A 19,688-nucleotide genomic window follows, 5' to 3' on the forward strand; every position below is an offset into this window, starting at 1 on the left:
CGCCGGTGAGTGGGTCAGGCGAAGGCCTTCTTGGTCGCGCCCATGATCTGCCCGATCAGGGTGCGCAGACCGGCCTCGAGCACCTTGGCGGGCACCGGCAGGCTCGGCTCGGACTCCATGGTGTAGGTGACGCGGGTGCCGCCCTCGGCGTCGGCGAAGGTCACGATGCCGACGTGGCGCTTCACCGGCACGCCCTTGACGATCTTGTACTCGAAGCGCTCGTTGGGCACCAGCGTGGTGGTCTCCTCCACGAAGCCGATCGAGCCGCGGCCGACGGTGTACTGGGCGCCGACGCCGGAGGGGCTGTCGGTGCCCGGCTTCTTCAGCGTGAACTGCACGCCCGGCAGGAAGGGGTTGATGCCGTCACGGTTGACGAAGAACGTGTAGACGGCCTGGCGCGGGGCCGGGATGACGGCCTCGACGATGCTGCGTGGCATGAATTCTTCTCCTCTACGGGCGACAGGTCGACGGAAGTGTATAGGCACTGCCTCATCGTCTCGGCGGTGCTGTCACGTGCGTCACATTCACCGACCTTGTTTCGGATCGCGCTGAACGGCAACTGCCGGTACGTCGGTAAACGCAGATGAGGAGGACGACCCATGATCCGTTCCGGAGTGCGAGTGGCGGCGACCGCGGCGGCGGCTGCGACCGTGACCCTGCTCGGCGCGGGACTCGCCGCGGCCGCGCCCACGGTGAGCGCGGACACCAGCGAGGAAGGCGCCGTCGTGGTCGGCAGCCGGCCCGAGGGCGAGCAGTGGATGTGCGTGCTGGCCGGCGCGGGCGCGCAGACGATGCTGCGCGTGGATATCGCCCGGGCGGGGGAGAGCCGGGGTGATTTCGCGGCGGGTACCACGGTCGGCGCGGGCTGCGTCAGCACGGCGCCGTTCGGCGCGACGGTGGTGACCGGCAACGCCTCGCTCGACGACGCCGACTGATCCGGTCGCGGAACGGGGTCCGGGTGCGGTGGTCCGCACCCGGACCTTTTCGTGTGGCGGAGCCCGCGCGCTCGGGGTGACCGTGCTCGCGACCCCTCGGCCCCCGGACGCCGTTTTCGCCCCTGGCCGCCGGGTAGCCGTCCAGTACCCGACGAACCCGTCGGCCGAGCAGTGAGGAGTGGCGGATGAAGGCCGTGACCTGGCAGGGCAGGCGCAAGATCGCCGTGGACGAGGTGCCCGACCCGCGGATCCAGCAACCGACCGACGCGATCGTGCGCATCACCTCCACCGCAGTCTGCGGCTCGGACCTGCACCTGTACGAGGTGCTCGGCCCGTACATGACACCCGGTGACGTGCTCGGGCACGAGCCGATGGGCATCGTCGAGGAGGTCGGCGCCCAGGTGCGCGACCTGAAGCCCGGCGACCGGGTGGTGGTGCCGTTCCAGATCAGCTGTGGACACTGCGCGATGTGTGACACCGGCCTGCCGACCCAGTGCGAGACCACGCAGGTGCGCTCGCAGGGCAGCGGCGCGGCGCTGTTCGGCTACTCCGAGCTCTACGGGCAGGTGCCCGGCGGCCAAGCGGAGTACCTGCGTGTCCCGTATGCCGATCACACCCACATCACCGTGCCCGAGGGGCCGGACGATCAGCGATTCCTGTACCTCTCGGATGTGCTGCCGACGGCGTGGCAGGCGGTCGAGTATGCCGCGGTGCCCGACGGCGGCTCGGTGACCGTGCTGGGTCTCGGCCCGATCGGCGACATGGCGTGCCGGGTTGCCGCCCACCGGGGGTACCGGGTGATCGGCGTGGACCGGGTACCCGAACGGCTGTCCCGGGTGGCTGCCCGCGGCATCGAGGTCATCGACTTCTCCGCCGTGGACGCCGACCTGGGCGATGTCATCCGCGACCGCACCGACGGGCGCGGCACCGACGCGGTGATCGATGCCGTCGGGATGGAGGCGCACGGCTCGCCCATCGGATCGGTGGCGCACCGCTCGGCGGCGCTGCTGCCGGACGTGGTGGCCCGCAAGGTGATGGACACGGCAGGGGTGGACCGGCTGGCCGCCCTGCACGAGGCCATCGACATCGTCCGCCGCGGCGGCACCATCTCCCTGGTCGGCGTGTACGGCGGCATGGTCGATCCGCTGCCGATGCGGGTGCTGTTCGACAAGCAGATCCAGCTGCGGATGGGGCAGGCCAACGTCACCCGCTGGGCGCCGGAGATCCTGCCGTTGCTCACCGACGACGACCCGCTGGGCGTGGACACCTTCGCCACCCACCGCCTGCCGCTGAGCAAGGCCCCCGCGGCCTACGAGATGTTCCAGCAGAAGGCCGACGGCGCGGTGAAGATCGTTCTCGATCCGGCCGCGTGACAGCTCAGCCCGCCAGCGCCTGCACCTTCGCGGCCGTCTCGTAATCGGCGCGCCAGTCGGGACCGGTAGGGGCCAGCGTCAACCGTTCGACGCCCGCGTCGGCGTACTGCGCCAGCAGCTCCGGCCAGCGGTTCGAGTCCTGGCCGAGCGGCGGCGCGACGACGGTGATTCCCGGTGTCGGCCTACCGAATCCGGCCGCCAGCTCGGCCAGCTCGCGTCCGCCCGCCGCGGCCTGTTCCGGGGTCGCGGCGATGGCGATCCACCCCTGGGCGAATTCGGCGGCCCGGCGGCGGGCCCGGGGTCCGTCACCGGCGACGAGCACCGGCGGGACGGTCGCGCCGGGCGACAGCGCGACCTCGGTGCCGTCGGGCAGCGCGGTGGTGCGTCCGGCGATCAGGTCGGGCAGCACCCGCAGCGCGGCGTCGGTGGTGCGGCCGCGCTCGGCGAAGGACGCGCCCGCCGCGCGCCAGCCGATGTCGCCGTGGGCGGGATTGCCGGTGCCGATGCCCAGCAGCAGCCGGTCACCGGAGACGTACTGGAGGCTCGCGATCTGCTTGGCCGCCCAGGCCGCCGGGCGCAGCGCGAGCAGCAGGACGCCGTAGCCGATGCGGATCCGTTCGGTCACCGCCGCCGCCGTGGCCAGCACCACCGTGCTGTCGAGCATCGGCGCGCTGGCGATCAGATGATCGGTGGACCATACCGAGTCGAGGCCGATCTCCTCGGCGAACCGGGCGCTCGCGCGGACGTCGCCGAGGATGGGGCGGGCGGGGTCGGGGGTCGAGGTGGGCAGGATGACACCGATCTCCATGAGATGTCCTTCGTCGAGGGGGGCGGGGGCGTGATGCGCCGGTGTCCGGGAACAACCCGGGGGCGGTCCGTGCTGTTCCCGGGTGGTTGATCGCCGTCCGGGTGCCTGTGGGATTCCCACAGTTCGGGGCGGTCGGTACGAACACCATTGGGGCACAAGTGGTTTCACGCAGAAGTTCCGACCGCGGCGGTGGTGTCGCCGCTGATAGCGGAACTTCCTGAGTTGCTCGAACTGGTCATCTGATCGAAATCGTGCGGGCCTGCGGTCGTGAACCGCGGAACGGCTATCGGCGAGAACTCGCGCCGGAATGCGGAAACCCACGCGACACGGGGGCGTGGCGACCGGCGCGCAACAGTGGATGCCGTGCGTGTGCCGATTACCCTGTCCCGGCTGATATCACAGTGACGAATGTGACCCACCGCTCGGCGCGCCTCCACCACGGGCCCCGACATAGCCGCCATCATCGGCCCCATGAAGTTGCCGGCCCTGTTGTCGAAGAACACCGAAACGCTGCCCGGCCGCACCGGGATAGCCCGGGTGGATCGCAACACCCGGCGACTGCTGCGGCGCGTCGGCCCCGGTGACATCGCCGTCGTCGACGAGATGGACCTGGACCGCATCACCGCCGACCGGCTGGTCGAAGCCGGTGTCGTCGCGGTGGTCAACACCTCGCCCTCGATCTCCGGCCGCTACCCCAACCTCGGGCCGGAAGTGCTTGTCGCCAACGACATCATGCTGGTGGACACGGTCAGCTCCGACGCCTTCACCAAGATCAAGGACGGCAGCAAGATCCGCATCCACGACGGCGTGGTGTACGCGGACAAGCTGACCAAGAAGGAACCCGAGGCACTGGTCGAGGGCATCGAGCTGACCGAAGCCGCCATCGCCGAGCGGATGATCGAGGCGCGCAACGGGCTCGCCGACCACCTCGAAGCCTTCGCGGGCAACACCATCGAATTCGTGCGCACCGAGAGCGCGCTGCTCATCGACGGCATCGGGGTGCCCGAGCTGGAACTGGACATGAAGCAGCGGCATGTGGTCGTGGTGGCCGACGGGCCCGATCACGCCGAGGACCTCAAGCGGCTCAAGCCGTTCATCAAGGAGTACGCGCCGATCATGGTCGGCGTCGGGCGCGGTGCCGACACGCTGCGCAAGCAGGGGTACCGGCCCGACCTGATCGTCGGCGACCCGGAGGAGATCACCTCGGCCACGATGAAGTGCGGCGCCGAGGTGATCCTGCCCGCCGACACCGACGGTCATGCCAAGGGCCTGGAACGCATCCAGGACCTGGGCATCGGCGCCACCACCTTCCCGTCCTCGGGCGCCCCGGCCGATCTCGCGCTGCTGCTGGCCGAGCATCACGGCGCCGCGCTGATCGTCACCGTGGGTGCGGCGGCCTCGCTGGACGACTTCTTCGACCGCGGCCGCCGCGACAGCAATCCGGCCACCTTCCTGACCCGGCTGAAGGTCGGCACCAAACTCATGGACGCCAAGGCGGTGGCCACCCTCTACCGCAACCGCATGTCCGGCGTCGCGCTGGCGATGGTCGTGCTGGCCGCGCTGATCGCGGTGATCGTGGTGCTGCTGGCCTCCAACACCGGCACCGAGGTGCTGGACTGGGCGGTGGACACCTGGAACCGTTTCGCGCGATGGTGCCAGGATCTCGTCGGCGCGGGCCAACGATAGCCGGGAGCGATTGATGATCTCACTGCGCCAGCACGCCATCTCGATCGTGGCGATCTTCCTCGCGCTCGCGATCGGGGTGGTGCTCGGCTCGCAGACCCTGGCCGCCGATCTGCTCTCCGGCCTGCGCGCGGACAAGACCGAACTGGGTCGGCAGGTCGACGACCTCGGTGCCCGCAATCGCGCGCTCACCGACCAGGTCGACGCCGCCGACCGCTTCATCGCGAGCTCGGCCGGGCGCATCCTCGGCGGCACCCTCGCCGACCGGTCGGTGCTCGTCTTCACCACCCCCGACGCCGACCCGGCCGACGTGGAGGCGGTGAGCACCGGCCTGCAGACCGCCGGCGCGGCGGTCGCCGGGCGGATCGCCCTGACCGACGCCTTCGTCGACGCGGCCGAGGGCGACCGGCTGCGGACCGCGGTGACCAACACCATCCCGGCGGGCGCGCAGCTGCGCACCGGCGGCGTGGACCAGGGCAGCCTGGCCGGTGACCTGCTGGGCATGGTGCTGCTGCTCGACCCCGCCACCGGACAGCCCCGATCGACGCCACAGGAGCTGAGCCTGGTGCTCGAGACGCTGCGCGGCGGCGGGTTCCTCGCCTACGGTGACACGCCCGTGCAGCCGGCCCAGCTGGCCGTGGTCGTCACCGGTGCGGGCGCGCAGGCCGCCGAGAACGCCCGCGGCGCGAACGTGGCCCGCTTCGCCGGTGCCCTGCGCGGTCGCGGGGCGGGCGTCGTGCTGGCCGGGCGTACCGGCGCGGCCGACGGACAGGGCGCGCTCGCGATCGTCCGCTCCGATGCCGCGCTCGCCGCGGCGCTGACCACCGTGGACAATCTGGACCGGGAGATCGGCCGGGTCACCACCGTGCTGGGGCTGACCGAGCAGCTCGGCGGCGGCGCGGGCCGCTACGGCACGGGCCCGCAGGCCGGCTCGCTGACATTGGCCGGACTGCCCGGCTGATCCGGTGGTGGCGATCGATCAGCTAACGGGCGTGGCGTGCGAATCGGGCGCCCGTTTCGTGTTACTGTGAAGACCCGTGGGTCAAACACGGATTCAGGCGCGAACCGCCACGAAACACATCTTCGTCAGCGGTGGTGTCGCCTCCTCATTGGGCAAGGGCCTTACCGCCTCCAGCCTCGGTCAGCTGCTCACCGCGCGCGGACTGCGCGTCACCATGCAGAAACTCGACCCCTATCTGAACGTCGATCCCGGCACCATGAATCCGTTCCAGCACGGCGAGGTGTTCGTGACGGAAGACGGTGCCGAGACCGATCTCGACGTCGGCCACTACGAGCGATTCCTCGACCGTGACCTGTCGCGGGACGCGAACGTGACCACCGGGCAAATCTATTCCTCGGTCATCGCCAAGGAACGCCGCGGCGAATACCTGGGTGACACCGTCCAGGTCATCCCGCACATCACCGACGAGATCAAGAACCGCATCCTGGCCATGCGCGGCCCCGATCTACAGGGCCAGACGCCGGACGTGGTGATCACCGAGATCGGCGGCACGGTCGGCGACATCGAATCCCAGCCGTTCCTCGAGGCGGCCCGCCAGATCCGCCACGACGTCGGCCGCGACAACGTCTTCTTCCTGCACGTCTCGCTGGTGCCCTACCTGGCGCCCTCGGGCGAGCTCAAGACCAAGCCCACCCAGCACTCGGTGGCCGCGCTGCGCAACATCGGCATCCAGCCCGACGCGCTGATCCTGCGCTGCGACCGCGAGGTGCCGCAGGCGCTCAAGTCGAAGATCGCGCTGATGTGCGACGTCGAGGTGGACGCCTGCATCTCCACCCCGGACGCGCCGTCGATCTACGACATCCCGAAGGTGCTGCACCGCGAGGGCCTGGACGCCTACGTGGTGCGGCGGCTGGGGCTGCCCTTCCGCGACGTGGACTGGACCGTGTGGGGCGACCTGCTCGACCGTGTGCACTCCCCGCGCGAGGAGGTCGAGGTCGCGCTGGTCGGCAAGTACGTCGACCTGCCCGATGCCTACCTCTCGGTCACCGAGGCGCTGCGCGCCGGTGGCTTCGCCTCCCGGGCCAAGGTGAACATCCGCTGGGTGGCCTCCGACGAGTGCGAGACCGCGGCGGGCGCCGCGGCCGCGCTGCGCGATGTCGACGCGATCCTGATCCCCGGCGGCTTCGGCATCCGCGGCATCGAGGGCAAGGTCGGCGCCATCCACTTCGCCCGCACCCGCGGTATCCCGCTGCTCGGCCTGTGCCTCGGCCTGCAGTGCGTGGTGATCGAGGCGGCCCGCTCGATCGGGCTCACCGACGCCAACTCCACCGAGTTCGAGCCCGACACCCAGCACCCGGTGATCTCCACCATGGCCGATCAGAAGCAGGCCGTGGCCGGTGAGGCCGACCTGGGCGGCACCATGCGCCTGGGCGCCTACCCGGCGGTGCTGGAGAAGGGATCGGTGGTCGCCCGCGCCTACGGCTCGGAGCAGGTCTCCGAACGGCACCGGCACCGCTACGAGGTGAACAACGCCTACCGCGACAAGATCGCCACCAGCGGGCTGAAGTTCAGTGGCACCTCCCCGGACGGGCTGCTGGTCGAGTTCGTGGAGCTGCCCGCCGAGGTGCACCCGTTCTTCGTCGCCACCCAGGCGCATCCGGAGCTGAAGAGCAGGCCGACCCGCCCGCATCCGCTGTTCGCCGCGCTGATCGCGGCCGCGCTGAAATATAAACTGGCCGAGCGGCTTCCGGTCGACATTCCGGACGACGAGTTGGCGAGCGCAGAACAGGGAGCGTGAATGAGCGAGCGTGACGGCGGGACCGGGGCACCGGGCAGCCACGATTTCGAGACCGTGGCCAGCCGGACGGTGTATTCCGGCGCGATCGTCGCGCTGCGCCTGGACCAGGTCGCCATGCCCGGCGGCCGGGTGGTCGAACGCGAGGTCATCGAACACCACGCGGCGGTCGCGGTCGCCGCGGTCGACGACGAGGACAACGTGATCCTCATCCGGCAGTACCGCCACCCGCTCGGGCGGCGGCTGCTGGAACTCCCCGCCGGGCTGCTCGACATCCCCGGCGAGGATCCGCTCACCGCCGCCCGGCGCGAGCTCGCCGAGGAGACCGGGCTGGCCGCGCGGGAGTGGTCGGTGCTGGTGGACGTGGCGCTCTCGCCGGGCTTCACCGACGAGGCACTGCGCGTCTACCTGGCCCGCGGGCTCAGCGCGACGCACCGGCCGGACCCCGAACTCGAGGAAGCCGACATCGAGGTGGTGCGCATGCCCGTGGCCGAGGCGGTGCGCGCGGCGCTGGCCGGAGAGATCGTCAACGCCACCGCGGTCGCCGGGGTGCTCGCGCTGACCGCGGCCCGCGCCAACGGCACCGAACTACGTCCCGGCGACGCGCCCTGGCCGGACCGGCCGACCACCTTCCTGGATCGCAAGGCAGCGCAGAGGGCCGCGGACTGACAGGATCAGGGGATGCTCGCGCGCGAGATCGACGCCTACCTGGACCATCTCGCGGTGGAGCGCGGCGCGGCCCGCAACACCCTCGGCGCCTACCGGCGTGATCTGGGGCGCTACCGCGACTTCCTGACCCAGCGCGGGATCGGCGGGCTCGAACAGGTGCGGGAGGCCGACGTCGCGGCGTTCACCGTCGCGCTGCGATCCGGCGGCGGCGATCATCCGCCGTTGGCGGCCAGCTCGGTGGCACGAGCGTTGATCGCGGTGCGCGGGCTGCACCGCTTCGCCGCCGCGGAGGGGATGACCAGCACCGACGTCGCGCATGCGGTGAAACCGCCCACCCCCGGCCGCCGGTTGCCCAAGGCGCTGCCCTACGACCAGGTGCTGCGGCTGCTCGAGGCCGCGGGCGGGGGACCGGCCGAGGACGGGGACACCGCCGCCGTGGACGGCGGCCCGCGCGGTCTGCGCGATCGGGCGTTGCTGGAACTGCTGTACTCCACCGGGGCGCGCATCTCGGAGATGGTCGGCCTCGACGTCGACGATCTCGACACCACCGAACGCGCGGTCGTGTTGCGCGGCAAGGGCGGCAAACAGCGCATCGTCCCGATCGGCCGTCCGGCGCTGGCCGCCGTGGACGCCTACCTGGTGCGCGGACGACCGGTGCTGGCGGCCGCGGGCAAGGGCACCGGCGGCGCGCTGTTCCTCAACGTGCGGGGCGGGCGGCTGTCGCGGCAGAGCGCGTGGCAGGTGCTGCAGACCGCCGCCGAACGCGCGGGCATCGGCGCCGCCGTCTCCCCGCACACGCTGCGGCACTCCTTCGCCACCCACCTGCTCGACGGCGGTGCGGACGTGCGCGTGGTGCAGGAGCTGCTCGGCCACGCCTCGGTGACGACCACGCAGATCTATACCCTGGTCACCGTGAGCACACTGCGCGAGGTCTGGGCCACGGCCCATCCACGCGCCAGGTGAGGGGACGGGGGATCGTCGCGGTAGCCGGTCGGCGCGTGTCCGAACGCGTGTCCGACGCCGTCAAGCGGTAGCGTCTAGCGAGAGCTGGACCGTACGAAAGCGAGGTCGGGCGCGATCGGCCTCGCTACGCTCGGCAAGGCAGCGCGAGCGTCCTCGCTACGCTCGGCAACGGGCAGGAACGTATAAGGAGCAGCGGATCGTGACGACAGCCGGCGCGGCGGAGCCGCCATACGGTGAGGCGCAGCCGCCGACAGAACCCCGCCCGGGAGAGGATTCGGACGTCGCGGCGGAGACCCTGTGGGGCGGCACCGCCCCGCCCGTGCCCGAGGACGGCGAACTGGGCCCGACGGGCAGGCCGCTGCGGGTGGTCCCCGACCCGCCCCCGCTGACCTCGCACGGCGACGCGCTGATCGTCGCGATGTGCAACCAGAAGGGCGGCGTCGGCAAGACCACCTCCACCATCAATCTCGGCGCGGCCCTGGCCGAATACGGCCGCCGCGTGCTGCTGGTCGATCTCGACCCGCAGGGCGCGCTCTCGGCCGGGCTCGGCGTGGCCCACCACGACCTCGACCTGACCGTGCACAACCTGCTCGTCGGCGGGCGCACCTCGATCGACGACGTGCTGATGCAGACAAAGGTCGAGAACATGGACCTGCTGCCGAGCAACATCGACCTGTCGGCGGCGGAGATCCAGCTGGTCAACGAGGTCGGCCGGGAGCAGACGCTCGGCCGCGCGCTGGAACCGGTGCGCGACCGCTACGACTACATCCTCATCGACTGCCAGCCCTCGCTGGGTCTGCTCACCGTGAACGCGCTGGCCTGCTCGGACGGGGTCATCATCCCGATGGAGTGCGAGTACTTCTCGCTGCGCGGGCTCGCGCTGCTCAACGACACCGTGGAGAAGGTGCGCGACCGGCTGAATCCGCGGCTGAGCCTGTACGGCATCGTGGTCACCATGTTCGATGCCCGGCTGCTGCATTCGCGTCAGGTGATGGCGCGCGTCGTCGAAGTGTTCGGCGACCTCGTGTACGACACCGCGATCGCGCGCACCGTGCGGTTCCCCGACGCCAGCGTGGCGGGCGAGCCGATCACCACGTGGGCGCCGAAATCCGGTGGGGCCGAAGCGTATCGGGCGATGGCACGGGAAGTCATCCACCGGTCCGGCCGGTGAGCGCGGCCACCGACCCCGCCCCGCCGACCGTCCCCGATCCGCACGAGCCCGTCCCGGCGAACGCGCAGGCCGAGGGCGACGGCGAATCCGGCGGCGAATCCGGCGGCTTCCGGCTCAAGCTCGCGAATTTCGAGGGCCCGTTCGACCTGCTGCTCACCCTCATCAGCTCGCGCAAGCTCGACGTCACCGAGGTGGCGTTGCACCAGGTCACCGACGAGTTCATCGCCTACACCAAGGCGCTCACCGCGAGCATGGAGACCACCGCGGGCCTGCGCGCGGACAAGATCCTGGACCAGACCACCGAATTCCTCGTGGTGGCCGCGACCCTGCTCGACCTCAAGGCCGCACGGCTGCTGCCGTCGGGGGAGATGACCGACGCCGAGGATCTGGAGCTGCTCGAGGCCCGCGACCTGCTGTTCGCCCGGCTGTTGCAGTACCGCGCGTTCAAGCAGGTGGCCGAGCTGCTCGGCGAGCTGGAGGCCGTGGCCCTGCGCCGCTACCCGCGCGCGGTGGGGCTGGAGGAGCGCTTCGCCGGGTTGTTGCCCGAGGTTACCCTGGGAGTGGACGCGGCGGGCTTCGCCGAAATCGCGGCCGCGGCGTTCCGGCCCCGCCCCCGCCCCACGGTCGGACTGGATCACCTGCACCAGCACACGGTGTCGGTGGCCGAGCAGGCGGCGCTGGTGCTGGAGATGCTGAAGGCGCGCGGGCCCGGCGGTTGGACCACCTTCGCCGAACTGGTCGCCGACTGCGAGGTGCCGGTGCAGATCGTGGCGCGTTTCCTCGCGCTGCTCGAGCTGTACCGGGGCAAGAGCATCGAGTTCGACCAGCCCGACCCGCTGGGTCCGCTGGCGATCAGCTGGATCGGCGATCCGGGCGAACAGGACACGACCGTGACGATCGAGGAGGACTACGGGTGAGCCAGCCACCGAACACCGCCGCGGACGTGGTGTCCGATCTCACCCCGCCGGTTCTCGACGACGCCGAATTCCGTTCGGCGCTCGAGGCGATGCTGCTCGTCGTGGACGCTCCGGCCCCGGTAGAGCAGCTGGCGGCGGCCCTGGACGACACCACCGAACGGGTCGAGGCGACGCTGCGGCAGATGTCGGCCGAACTCACCGCGCGGGGCAGCGGCATCGATCTGCGTTTCGTCGGCGACGGCTGGCGCTTCTATACTCGCACCGAGTACGCACCGTACGTGGAGCGCGTACTGCTCGACGGCGCCAGGACGAAACTGACCAGGGCGGCGTTGGAGACGCTGGCGGTCGTGGCATACCGCCAGCCGGTGACCAGGAACCGGGTGAGCGCGGTGCGCGGCGTGAACGTCGACGGCGTGATGCGCACGCTGCTCGCGCGCGGCCTGATCGCCGAAGCCGGGGTCGACCCGGAGACGAACGGCACGCTCTACCGCACCACCGAACTGTTCCTGGAGCGGATCGGGCTGGCGTCGTTGTCGGACCTGCCACCGCTGGCGCCCCTGCTCCCGGGCGTCGACCTGATCGACGAGATCAACGACAGCCTGGAAACCGATCCCCGGTACACCAGGCTGCGCAAACCCGCCGAGTCCGACCTGGACCTCGGCACCGAGGATTGACGAAGGACACATGAATACGCCCGCTCGCCGAGATGGCACACCGGATCGTAGGAAACACAGCGCGCACTCCGCCAGGGGCGGGGCAGCGCGGGCCGCGGGATCGCGCGGCGCCAGGGCCGCCCAGCGCGGCGGCGCCCCCCGCGGTGGCGCACCGTGGGAGAACGACGAGCGCGGCGGGTCGCGCCGCGCACCCCAGGGCGGCACACCGCGCGCGGGCCGTTCCACCGGGCAGGGCGCGGCGCGCACCGGCGCCCAGGGGACGGGACGCCCGGCCGGCCACGGCGCGGGACGCCCGGCGGCGCAGGGCACCGGCCGTCCCGGTGCACCGAGCGCATCGCCACCCGCCCGGAAGGCCAAGAATCCCAAGCCGCAACGGCAGGCTCCGGTCGCTCCGCTGCTGAGCAACGCCAAACCGGCCCGTCGCCAGAACGTCGAGCCCAAGCACACCGACGGCCCGGCGAAACTGCCGTGGGGTGAGGGCGAACGGCTGCAGAAGGTGCTCGCCAAGGCCGGTGTCGCCTCGCGTCGCGCCGCCGAGGAGATGATCGACCAGGGCCGGGTCGAGGTCGACGGCGTCATCGTGCGCGAGCAGGGCCTGCGCATCGACCCGCAGACCGCCGTGGTCCGCGTCGACGGTGTCCGCGTGGTGGTGCGCGACGAGCAGGTCTACGTCGCGCTGAACAAGCCGAAGGGCTGGCAGTCCACCATGTCCGACGATCTGGGCCGCCCGTGTGTCGGCGACATCGTCGCCGAGCGGATCGCGGCCGGGCAGCGCCTGTTCCACGTCGGGCGCCTCGACGCCGACACCGAGGGCCTGCTGCTGCTCACCAACGACGGCGATCTGGCGCACCGGCTGATGCACCCGTCCTTCGAGGTCTCCAAGACCTACCTGGCGACCGTGCACGGGGAAGTCCACCACAAGGTGATCGGCAAGCGGCTGCGCGACGGCATCGAGCTCGAGGACGGCCCCGCCAAGGTGGACCGCTTCCAGGTGCTCGAACTCGGCGAGGGCCGTTCGCTGGTCAAGATCGTGCTGCACGAGGGACGCAAGCACATCGTGCGCAGGTTGCTCGACGCGGTGGGCCACCCGGTGACCCGGCTGGTGCGCACCCACATCGGCCCGGTCGCGCTGGGCGACCAACGGCCCGGCACCCTGCGCGTGCTCGGCCGCGACGAAATCGGCAAACTCTACGAGGCGGTGTCGCTGTGAACGGTGTGCAGATCCCGGTCGAGGCCCCCGGCGCGATGTCGGAGGACACGCCCCTGGTGGTCGCGATGGACGGGCCGTCGGGCACCGGCAAGTCCAGCGTGTCGCGGCGGCTGGCGACCCGGCTCGGCGCCCGCTACCTCGACACCGGTGCGATGTACCGGGTGGCGACGCTGCGCGTGCTGCGCGCGGGCGTGGAACTCACCGATCCCGCCGCCATCGCGGCCGCGGTCAAGGAACTGCCGCTGACCATCGGCACCGACCCCAGCCGCGAGGTGATCGAACTCGACGGCGAGGACGTCTCCGCCGAGATCCGCGGCGACGCGGTCACCAAGGCCGTGTCCGCGGTGTCGGCGGTGCCCGAGGTGCGCGACCTGCTCGTGGCCGCGCAGCGCGACATCGCCGCGGACGCCCGCCGCATCGTGGTGGAGGGCCGCGACATCGGCACCGTGGTGCTGCCCGCCGCCGACGCCAAGATCTACCTGACCGCCTCGGCCGAGGCGCGCGCCGAACGGCGCAACCAGCAGAACATCCGCGAGGGCCGCGGCGACGACTACGCGGCCGTGCTCGCCGACGTGCAGCGGCGCGACACCCTCGACTCCACCCGCGCGGTGTCCCCGCTGCGTCCCGCCGCGGACGCGGTGCTGGTCGACACCAGCGAGCTGACCATGGACGAGGTCATCGACGAACTGTCGCGCGTGGTGGCACAACAGATTTCGACAGGAAGTGCACAATGAGCGAGGACGTGCTCGCCGGCGACGGCGTCTGGAGCGACGAATCCGACTGGGAGATCGCCGATCTCGATGGCGAGCAGGAGGGGGAGGCGCAGCAGGCGATGCCGACCCTGGCCGTGGTCGGACGCCCCAACGTCGGCAAGTCCACCCTGGTGAACCGGATCCTCGGCCGCCGCGAGGCGGTCGTGGAGGACATCCCCGGCGTCACCCGCGACCGGGTCTCCTACGAGGCCACCTGGGCCGGCCGCCGCTTCCTGGTGCAGGACACCGGCGGCTGGGAGCCCGACGCGAAGGGGCTGCAGCAGGCGGTCGCCCGGCAGGCCGAACTGGCGATGGCGACCGCCGACGCCATCCTGCTGGTCGTCGACGCCACCGTCGGTGCGACCGCCACCGACGAGGCCGCGGTGAAGAAGCTGCGGCGCTCGCGGATCCCGGTCATCCTGGTCGCCAACAAGGTCGACGACCAGCGGCTCGAGGCCGAGGCCGCCGCGCTGTGGTCGCTGGGGCTCGGGGAACCGCGCATGGTCAGCGCCGCGCACGGCCGCGGTACCGGCGATCTGCTCGACGACGTGCTCGAGGTACTGCCCGAGACCCCGCGCGAGGGCACCGGCGGTACCGGCCCGCGCCGGGTCGCGCTGGTCGGCAAGCCGAACGTCGGCAAGTCCAGCCTGCTCAACAAGCTCGCCGGGGACGAACGCTCGGTGGTGCACGACGTGGCGGGCACCACCGTCGACCCGGTGGACTCGCTGGTGGAACTGGGCGGCAAGATCTGGAAGTTCGTCGACACCGCGGGCCTGCGCCGCAAGGTCTCCAATGCCAGCGGCACCGAGTTCTACGCCTCGCTGCGCACCAAGTCGGCGCTGGAGGCCTCGGAGGTGGCGATCATGCTGATCGACGCCTCCCAGCCGATCACCGAGCAGGACCTGCGGGTGATCAGCCTGGTGGCCGACTCCGGGCGCGCGCTGGTGCTGGCGTTCAACAAGTGGGACCTGGTCGACGAGGACCGCCGCCTGCAATTGGAGAAGGAGGTCGACCGGGAGCTGGTGCGGGTGCCGTGGGCGCAGCGCGTCAACATCTCCGCCCACACCGGTCGCGCCGTGCAGAAGCTGGTGCCCGCGATGGAGACCGCGCTCGAGTCCTGGGACAAGCGCATCTCCACCGGCCGGTTGAACAACTGGCTCAAGGAGGTCGTCGCGGCCACCCCGCCGCCGATGCGCGGCGGCAGGCTGCCGCGGGTGTTGTTCGCCACCCAGGCGGCCACCCGGCCGCCCACCTTCGTGCTGTTCACCACCGGTTTCCTGGAGGCAGGTTACCGACGGTTCCTGGAACGCAGGCTGCGCGAGGAGTTCGGCTTCGACGGCTCGCCGGTGCGCATCTCGGTGCGCGTGCGGGAGAAGCGCGAGCGCGGACGCAAGTGAGCACGGTCCGGTAGCGCGGCGTTCGCCGGACCGCCGCGCTCGGGCCTGGCATCATCGCAGACATGGTCATTCCCCGCGTGCTCGCGCCGTGCCCGACCGACTACACCCCGTTCAGCACCCACTGGCCGGTCCGACTGGCCGACACCGACCGGGAGCAGCGGCTGCGCCTGGACGCGGTCGCCCGCTACCTGCAGGACATCGGCTTCGAACATCTCGACGCCGTGGCCGACGGGGCGAACCATCGCGGCTGGGTGGTCCGCCGCACGGTGATCGACGTGCTGGAGCCGGTGCGCTGGGGCGAGCACGTCACGCTCTCACGGTGGTGTTCGGCACTGTCGAACCGCTGGTGCAACATGCGGGTGCGCATCGAGGGCAGCGGTGGCGGATCGATCGAGACCGAGGCCTTCCTCATCCACTTCGCCCCCGACAGCGCGGTGCCCTCCCGGATGAGCGACCGGTTCATGGCGCCCATGCTGGCCACCACCACCGAACACCGGCTGCGCTGGCAGGCCGCGCTCACCGACCCGATGCCGGCACCGGACGCGCCGGGGGTGGAGGAGCGGCCGTTCCCGCTGCGGGTGGCCGACATCGATCTGCTCGACCACGTCAACAACGCGGTGTACCTGAGCGCGCTCGAGGAGTTGCTGGACCGGCACGCCGACCTGATCGCCGGACCGCACCGGGTGATCGTGGAATACGCCAAGCCGCTGCGCGCGGGGGAGCAGGTGCGGCTGCTCGGCCTGCGCACCGGCGGGACGCTGGACGCCTGGCTGGCGGTGGGGGAGCAGCCCCGCGCGGTCGCCCGGGTCACCAAGCTCTGACACCGATCTCGGGTTGATTGTTAACGACGGTTCTTAGTTGAGCTAACGTGCTCGGGGTAGTCCGCTTCACCCCGGGAGGCCAACGGTGGAATCCACACGAGCGACGCGTCTGCGGCAGCGGATCGCCGCCCTGTACGCCGACGACGCGCAGGTGCGCGACGCGCGGCCGGACGAGGCGATCAGCACGGCGCTGCGGGAACCGGGCCTGCGGCTGCGCGAGCTCGTCGCCACCGTGGTCGACGGCTACCGCGACCGGCCCGCGCTGGCCGCGCGCTCGGTGCAGCCGGCCGTCGACGCCGCGACCGGTGCCAGCGTGGCACGGTTGCTGCCCGAGTACACGACGATGAGCTACGGCGAGCTCGGCCTGCGGCTGCGCGCGGTGGCCGCGGCCTGGCAGCACGACGACGAAACCCGTCTTCGCCCCGGCGAATTCGTCGCGACCCTGGGTTTCACCAGCCCCGACTACGCCGTCGTCGACCTGGCCTGCGTGTGGGCGGGCGCGGTGGCGGTGCCGCTGCAGGCGAGCGCATCGGTGACGCAGCTGACCGCCATCCTGGCCGAGACCACGCCCGCGATCCTGGCCACCGGCCTGGACACCCTGCCGCACGCGGTGGCCTGTGTGCTCGCCGGGGCCACGCCACGGGCACTGCACGTGTTCGACTTCGATCCCGCCATCGACGCGCAGCGCACGGTGTACGAGGCGGCGTGTGCGCGGCTGGCCGGTACCGGTGTGCGCGTGCGCACGCTCGCCGAGGTCGAGGACCGCGGCCGGGCGCTGCCGCCGGCCGTGATCGACGACGGCCACGGCGACGACCGGCTCGCCCTGCTGATCTACACCTCCGGCAGCACCGGCACGCCCAAGGGGGCGATGTACACCGAGCGGCTGGTCGCGCTGATGTGGCTGGGCCAGCCGCAGGTCGCCGCGCTCACCGTCAACTACCTGCCGCTCAGCCACGTCGCCGGGCGGCTGGCGCTGTTCGGGCTACTCGCGCGCGGCGGCACCGCCTACTTCACCGCGCGCGCCGACATGTCCACGCTGTTCGAGGATCTGGCGCTGGCCAGGCCGACCGAGCTGTTCGTGGTGCCGCGCGTGTGCGAGATGGTGCTGCAACGATTCCAGACCGAGCGGCTGCGGCGCCAGGCCGACGACAACCGGGGGGTCAAGGCCGACCTGCGCGTCGAACTGTTCGGCGACCGGCTGCTTTCGGTGGTGTGCGGCAGCGCGCCGCTGGCCCCGGAGCTGAAGGCGTTCATGGAATCGGTGCTCGACCTGACCCTGCACGACGGCTACGGCTCCACCGAGGCGGGCGGCAGCGTGGTCATCGACAACACCGTGCGCAGGCCGCCGGTGCTGGACTACCGGCTCGCCGACGTGCCCGAACTGGGCTATTTCCGCACCGACAAGCCGCATCCGCGCGGCGAGCTGCTGCTCAAGACCACCACCATGATCCCCGGCTACTACCGGCGGCCCGAGCTCAACGCCCAGATCTTCGACGAGGACGGCTTCTACCGCACCGGCGACGTGGTCGCCGAACTGGCGCCGGACCGGCTCGTCTACGTCGATCGCCGCAACAATGTGCTCAAGCTGGCGCAGGGCGAGTTCGTCACCATCGCCCGGCTGGAGGCGATCTTCGCCAACAGTCCGCTGGTGCGCCAGATCTTCGTCTACGGCAACAGCGAACGCGCCTATCTGCTGGCGGTGATCGTGCCGAGCCGACAGGCGCTGGCGGGCGATCCGGCCACGCTGAAGACGCGGATCGCGGAGTCGTTGCAGCACATCGGCCGGGACGCCGAGCTGGAGGCCTACGAGATCCCGCGCGACTTCCTCATCGAGACCGAGCCGTTCACCACCGAATCCGGGCTGCTCTCGGGCATCGGCAAGATCCTGCGTCCCGCCGTCGAGGCGCGCTACCGCGACCGGCTCGAACAGCTCTACGCCGACCTGGCCGCGGCCCAGCAGGACGAGCTGGTGGCGCTGCGCCGCGAGGCCGGGCAGCGTCCGGTGCTCGAGACCGTCACCCGCGCGGCCGCCGCGATCCTCGGCGGCACGGCGAGCGACCTGAGCCCCGCCGCGCACTTCACCGATCTCGGCGGCGATTCGCTGGCAGCGCTGGCGCTGTCGAACCTGCTGCGTGAGATCTTCGCCGTCGAGGTGCCGGTCGGCGTCATCACCGGCCCCGCGACCGACCTCCGTGACCTGGCCGTCCACATCGCCGCGGAACGCGAAAACCGCACCGAGACACCGCTGTTCGACCGGGTGCATCCCGACCAGGCCCTGATCCGGGCCACCGACCTCGCCCTGGAGAAGTTCTTCGACGCCGAGGAGCTGGCCGCCGCGGCCACCGCCGCGCCGCCGGTCGCCGAGCCCCGAGTGGTGCTGCTGACCGGCGCCAACGGCTATCTCGGCCGGTTTCTGTGCCTGGAATGGCTGGAACGGCTCGACCGCGTCGACGGACGGCTGATCTGCCTGGTGCGCGGCGCGGACGAGGCCGCCGCGCTGGCCCGCCTGGAAGCCGCCTTCGACAGCGGCGATCCCGAATTGGTGCGCCGCTTCAAGGAATTGGCCCAGCGCAGGCTCACCGTGGTGGCCGGCGACATCGGCGAGCCCGGCCTTGGCCTGGCCGCCGCCACGTGGCGACGGCTGGCCGCCGAGGTCGAGCACATCGTGCACCCGGCCGCGCTGGTCAACCACGTGCTGCCCTACCGGCAGCTGTTCGGGCCCAACGTGGCGGGCACCGCGGAGATCCTGCGGCTCGCGCTCACCGAGCGGCGCAAGCCGATCGACTTCCTGTCCACGGTCGCCGTCGCCGCGCAGATACCCGCCGACCGGTTCGCCGAGGACGGCGACATCCGCGTGATCAGCCCGATCCGCACGGTGGACCGCGGCTACGCCAACGGCTACGGCAACAGCAAATGGGCCGCCGAGGTGTTGCTACGTGCGGCGCACGACCGCTTCGATCTCCCGGTGGCGGTGTTCCGCTCGGACATGATCCTGGCCCACGGCAGCTTCGCCGGACAGCTCAACATTCCCGACGTGTTCACGCGGCTGCTGCTCAGCCTGCTGGTCACCGGCATCGCGCCCGCCTCGTTCCACGCCGCGACGGTCACCGGCGAGCGCCCGCGCGCCCACTACGACGGGCTGCCCGCGGACTTCACCGCTGCCGCGATCACCGCGCTCGGGGCGCGCACCGCGGGATTCCACACCTACGACGTGCTCAACCCGCACGACGACGGCATCAGCCTGGACACCTTCGTGGACTGGCTGATCGAGGCCGGACATCCCATCGAACGCATCCCCGAGCACAGCGAGTGGGTCACCCGCTTCGAGACGGCGTTGCACGCCCTGCCCGAACGTCAGCGCAAACACTCGCTGCTCCCGCTGTTGCACGCCTACCGCAGGCCGGTGCCCGCGCTGCGCGGCTCGGCGCTGCCCGCCGCGGAGTTCCGGGCGGCGGTGCGGGCCGCAGGCATCACCGCCGACGGCGACATCCCGCACCTGACGCGCGCGCTGATCGAGAAGTACGTCGCCGATCTCCGCCTGCACGGACTGCTGTAGTCG

The 19,688-nt window shown here is 71.4% G+C and carries 17 protein-coding genes; 15 read left to right on the forward strand and 2 right to left on the reverse strand.

Annotated features, from left to right (window positions below):
• Positions 1-14: 14 nt before the first annotated feature.
• Positions 15-437: an SRPBCC family protein gene (locus tag CRM89_RS03170; protein ID WP_098083182.1), complete on the reverse strand. Its 423-nt coding sequence runs from the start codon at positions 435-437 to the stop codon at positions 15-17.
• Between the two features lie 162 nt (positions 438-599).
• On the opposite strand from CRM89_RS03170, the gene CRM89_RS03175 reads away from it, so the two are divergent.
• Positions 600-935, forward strand: a complete 336-nt coding sequence (locus CRM89_RS03175; protein WP_011208531.1) for a hypothetical protein — start codon at positions 600-602, stop codon at positions 933-935.
• Positions 936-1,120: 185 nt separating this feature from the next.
• Positions 1,121-2,308 (forward strand): zinc-dependent alcohol dehydrogenase, encoded by a 1,188-nt coding sequence (locus CRM89_RS03180; RefSeq protein ID WP_011208532.1) that lies wholly within the window; start codon positions 1,121-1,123, stop codon positions 2,306-2,308.
• Positions 2,309-2,312: 4 nt separating this feature from the next.
• Here the strand turns inward: CRM89_RS03180 and CRM89_RS03185 are convergent, their stop codons facing one another.
• The gene (locus CRM89_RS03185) at positions 2,313-3,116 is read right to left on the reverse strand and encodes an LLM class flavin-dependent oxidoreductase (RefSeq protein WP_098083183.1); all 804 of its coding nucleotides are present in this window, start codon (positions 3,114-3,116) and stop codon (positions 2,313-2,315) included.
• A 471-nt stretch (positions 3,117-3,587) separates the two neighbouring features.
• Between CRM89_RS03185 and steA the strand changes: the two genes are divergently transcribed.
• The 13 genes from steA (at position 3,588) to car (ending at position 19,685) form a co-directional block, all read left to right on the forward strand.
• Positions 3,588-4,802 carry a putative cytokinetic ring protein SteA gene (gene steA / locus CRM89_RS03190; RefSeq protein WP_011208534.1) on the forward strand — a complete coding sequence of 405 codons (1,215 nt, stop codon included), beginning with the start codon at positions 3,588-3,590 and terminating at the stop codon, positions 4,800-4,802.
• A 13-nt stretch (positions 4,803-4,815) separates the two neighbouring features.
• On the forward strand, positions 4,816-5,760 hold the full coding sequence (locus CRM89_RS03195; RefSeq protein ID WP_041560040.1) for a copper transporter: 945 nt from the start codon (positions 4,816-4,818) through the stop codon (positions 5,758-5,760).
• Positions 5,761-5,836: 76 nt separating this feature from the next.
• The gene (locus CRM89_RS03200) at positions 5,837-7,558 is read left to right on the forward strand and encodes a CTP synthase (protein WP_011208536.1); all 1,722 of its coding nucleotides are present in this window, start codon (positions 5,837-5,839) and stop codon (positions 7,556-7,558) included.
• Complete coding sequence (locus CRM89_RS03205) at positions 7,559-8,224, forward strand: NUDIX domain-containing protein (RefSeq protein ID WP_011208537.1); 666 nt, start codon at positions 7,559-7,561, stop codon at positions 8,222-8,224. It begins immediately after the preceding gene.
• 12 nt (positions 8,225-8,236) lie between these two features.
• Entirely contained in the window at positions 8,237-9,187 is a 951-nt protein-coding gene (gene xerD / locus CRM89_RS03210; protein ID WP_060592274.1) for a site-specific tyrosine recombinase XerD, read from the forward strand.
• Positions 9,188-9,482: 295 nt separating this feature from the next.
• Entirely contained in the window at positions 9,483-10,358 is an 876-nt protein-coding gene (locus CRM89_RS03215) for a ParA family protein (RefSeq protein ID WP_041560853.1), read from the forward strand.
• The gene (locus CRM89_RS03220; protein WP_011208540.1) at positions 10,355-11,275 is read left to right on the forward strand and encodes a ScpA family protein; all 921 of its coding nucleotides are present in this window, start codon (positions 10,355-10,357) and stop codon (positions 11,273-11,275) included. Before CRM89_RS03215 ends, CRM89_RS03220 begins: the two co-directional genes overlap by 4 nt.
• Positions 11,272-11,949, forward strand: a complete 678-nt coding sequence (scpB, locus tag CRM89_RS03225) for an SMC-Scp complex subunit ScpB (protein ID WP_011208541.1) — start codon at positions 11,272-11,274, stop codon at positions 11,947-11,949. Before CRM89_RS03220 ends, scpB begins: the two co-directional genes overlap by 4 nt.
• A gap of 10 nt (positions 11,950-11,959) precedes the next feature.
• Complete coding sequence (locus CRM89_RS30010) at positions 11,960-13,159, forward strand: pseudouridine synthase (RefSeq protein ID WP_107646852.1); 1,200 nt, start codon at positions 11,960-11,962, stop codon at positions 13,157-13,159.
• Positions 13,160-13,194: 35 nt separating this feature from the next.
• The gene (gene cmk, locus CRM89_RS03235) at positions 13,195-13,893 is read left to right on the forward strand and encodes a (d)CMP kinase (RefSeq protein ID WP_041560856.1); all 699 of its coding nucleotides are present in this window, start codon (positions 13,195-13,197) and stop codon (positions 13,891-13,893) included.
• The gene (gene der, locus CRM89_RS03240) at positions 13,890-15,308 is read left to right on the forward strand and encodes a ribosome biogenesis GTPase Der (protein ID WP_060592272.1); all 1,419 of its coding nucleotides are present in this window, start codon (positions 13,890-13,892) and stop codon (positions 15,306-15,308) included. Before cmk ends, der begins: the two co-directional genes overlap by 4 nt.
• 62 nt (positions 15,309-15,370) lie before the next feature.
• Positions 15,371-16,129 (forward strand): acyl-[acyl-carrier-protein] thioesterase, encoded by a 759-nt coding sequence (locus CRM89_RS03245; RefSeq protein ID WP_060592270.1) that lies wholly within the window; start codon positions 15,371-15,373, stop codon positions 16,127-16,129.
• Between the two features lie 85 nt (positions 16,130-16,214).
• Positions 16,215-19,685: a carboxylic acid reductase gene (car, locus tag CRM89_RS03250; protein ID WP_098083184.1), complete on the forward strand. Its 3,471-nt coding sequence runs from the start codon at positions 16,215-16,217 to the stop codon at positions 19,683-19,685.
• The last annotated feature ends 3 nt before the right edge of the window (positions 19,686-19,688 follow it).

Source organism: Nocardia sp. FDAARGOS_372 (assembly GCF_002554515.1).
Classification (GTDB): Bacteria; Actinomycetota; Actinomycetes; order Mycobacteriales; family Mycobacteriaceae; genus Nocardia; species Nocardia farcinica.

Bases quoted from the DNA above. Each gene is read 5' to 3' on its own strand.
- CRM89_RS03170 (WP_098083182.1), bottom strand. From the start codon at position 437: ATGCCACGCAGCATCGTCGAGGCCGTCATCCCGGCCCCGCGCCAGGCC.
- CRM89_RS03175 (WP_011208531.1), top strand. From the start codon at position 600: ATGATCCGTTCCGGAGTGCGAGTGGCGGCGACCGCGGCGGCGGCTGCG.
- CRM89_RS03180 (WP_011208532.1), top strand. From the start codon at position 1,121: ATGAAGGCCGTGACCTGGCAGGGCAGGCGCAAGATCGCCGTGGACGAG.
- CRM89_RS03185 (WP_098083183.1), bottom strand. From the start codon at position 3,116: ATGGAGATCGGTGTCATCCTGCCCACCTCGACCCCCGACCCCGCCCGC.
- steA (WP_011208534.1), top strand. From the start codon at position 3,588: ATGAAGTTGCCGGCCCTGTTGTCGAAGAACACCGAAACGCTGCCCGGC.
- CRM89_RS03195 (WP_041560040.1), top strand. From the start codon at position 4,816: ATGATCTCACTGCGCCAGCACGCCATCTCGATCGTGGCGATCTTCCTC.
- CRM89_RS03205 (WP_011208537.1), top strand. From the start codon at position 7,559: ATGAGCGAGCGTGACGGCGGGACCGGGGCACCGGGCAGCCACGATTTC.
- xerD (WP_060592274.1), top strand. From the start codon at position 8,237: ATGCTCGCGCGCGAGATCGACGCCTACCTGGACCATCTCGCGGTGGAG.
- CRM89_RS30010 (WP_107646852.1), top strand. From the start codon at position 11,960: ATGAATACGCCCGCTCGCCGAGATGGCACACCGGATCGTAGGAAACAC.
- cmk (WP_041560856.1), top strand. From the start codon at position 13,195: ATGTCGGAGGACACGCCCCTGGTGGTCGCGATGGACGGGCCGTCGGGC.
- der (WP_060592272.1), top strand. From the start codon at position 13,890: ATGAGCGAGGACGTGCTCGCCGGCGACGGCGTCTGGAGCGACGAATCC.
- CRM89_RS03245 (WP_060592270.1), top strand. From the start codon at position 15,371: ATGGTCATTCCCCGCGTGCTCGCGCCGTGCCCGACCGACTACACCCCG.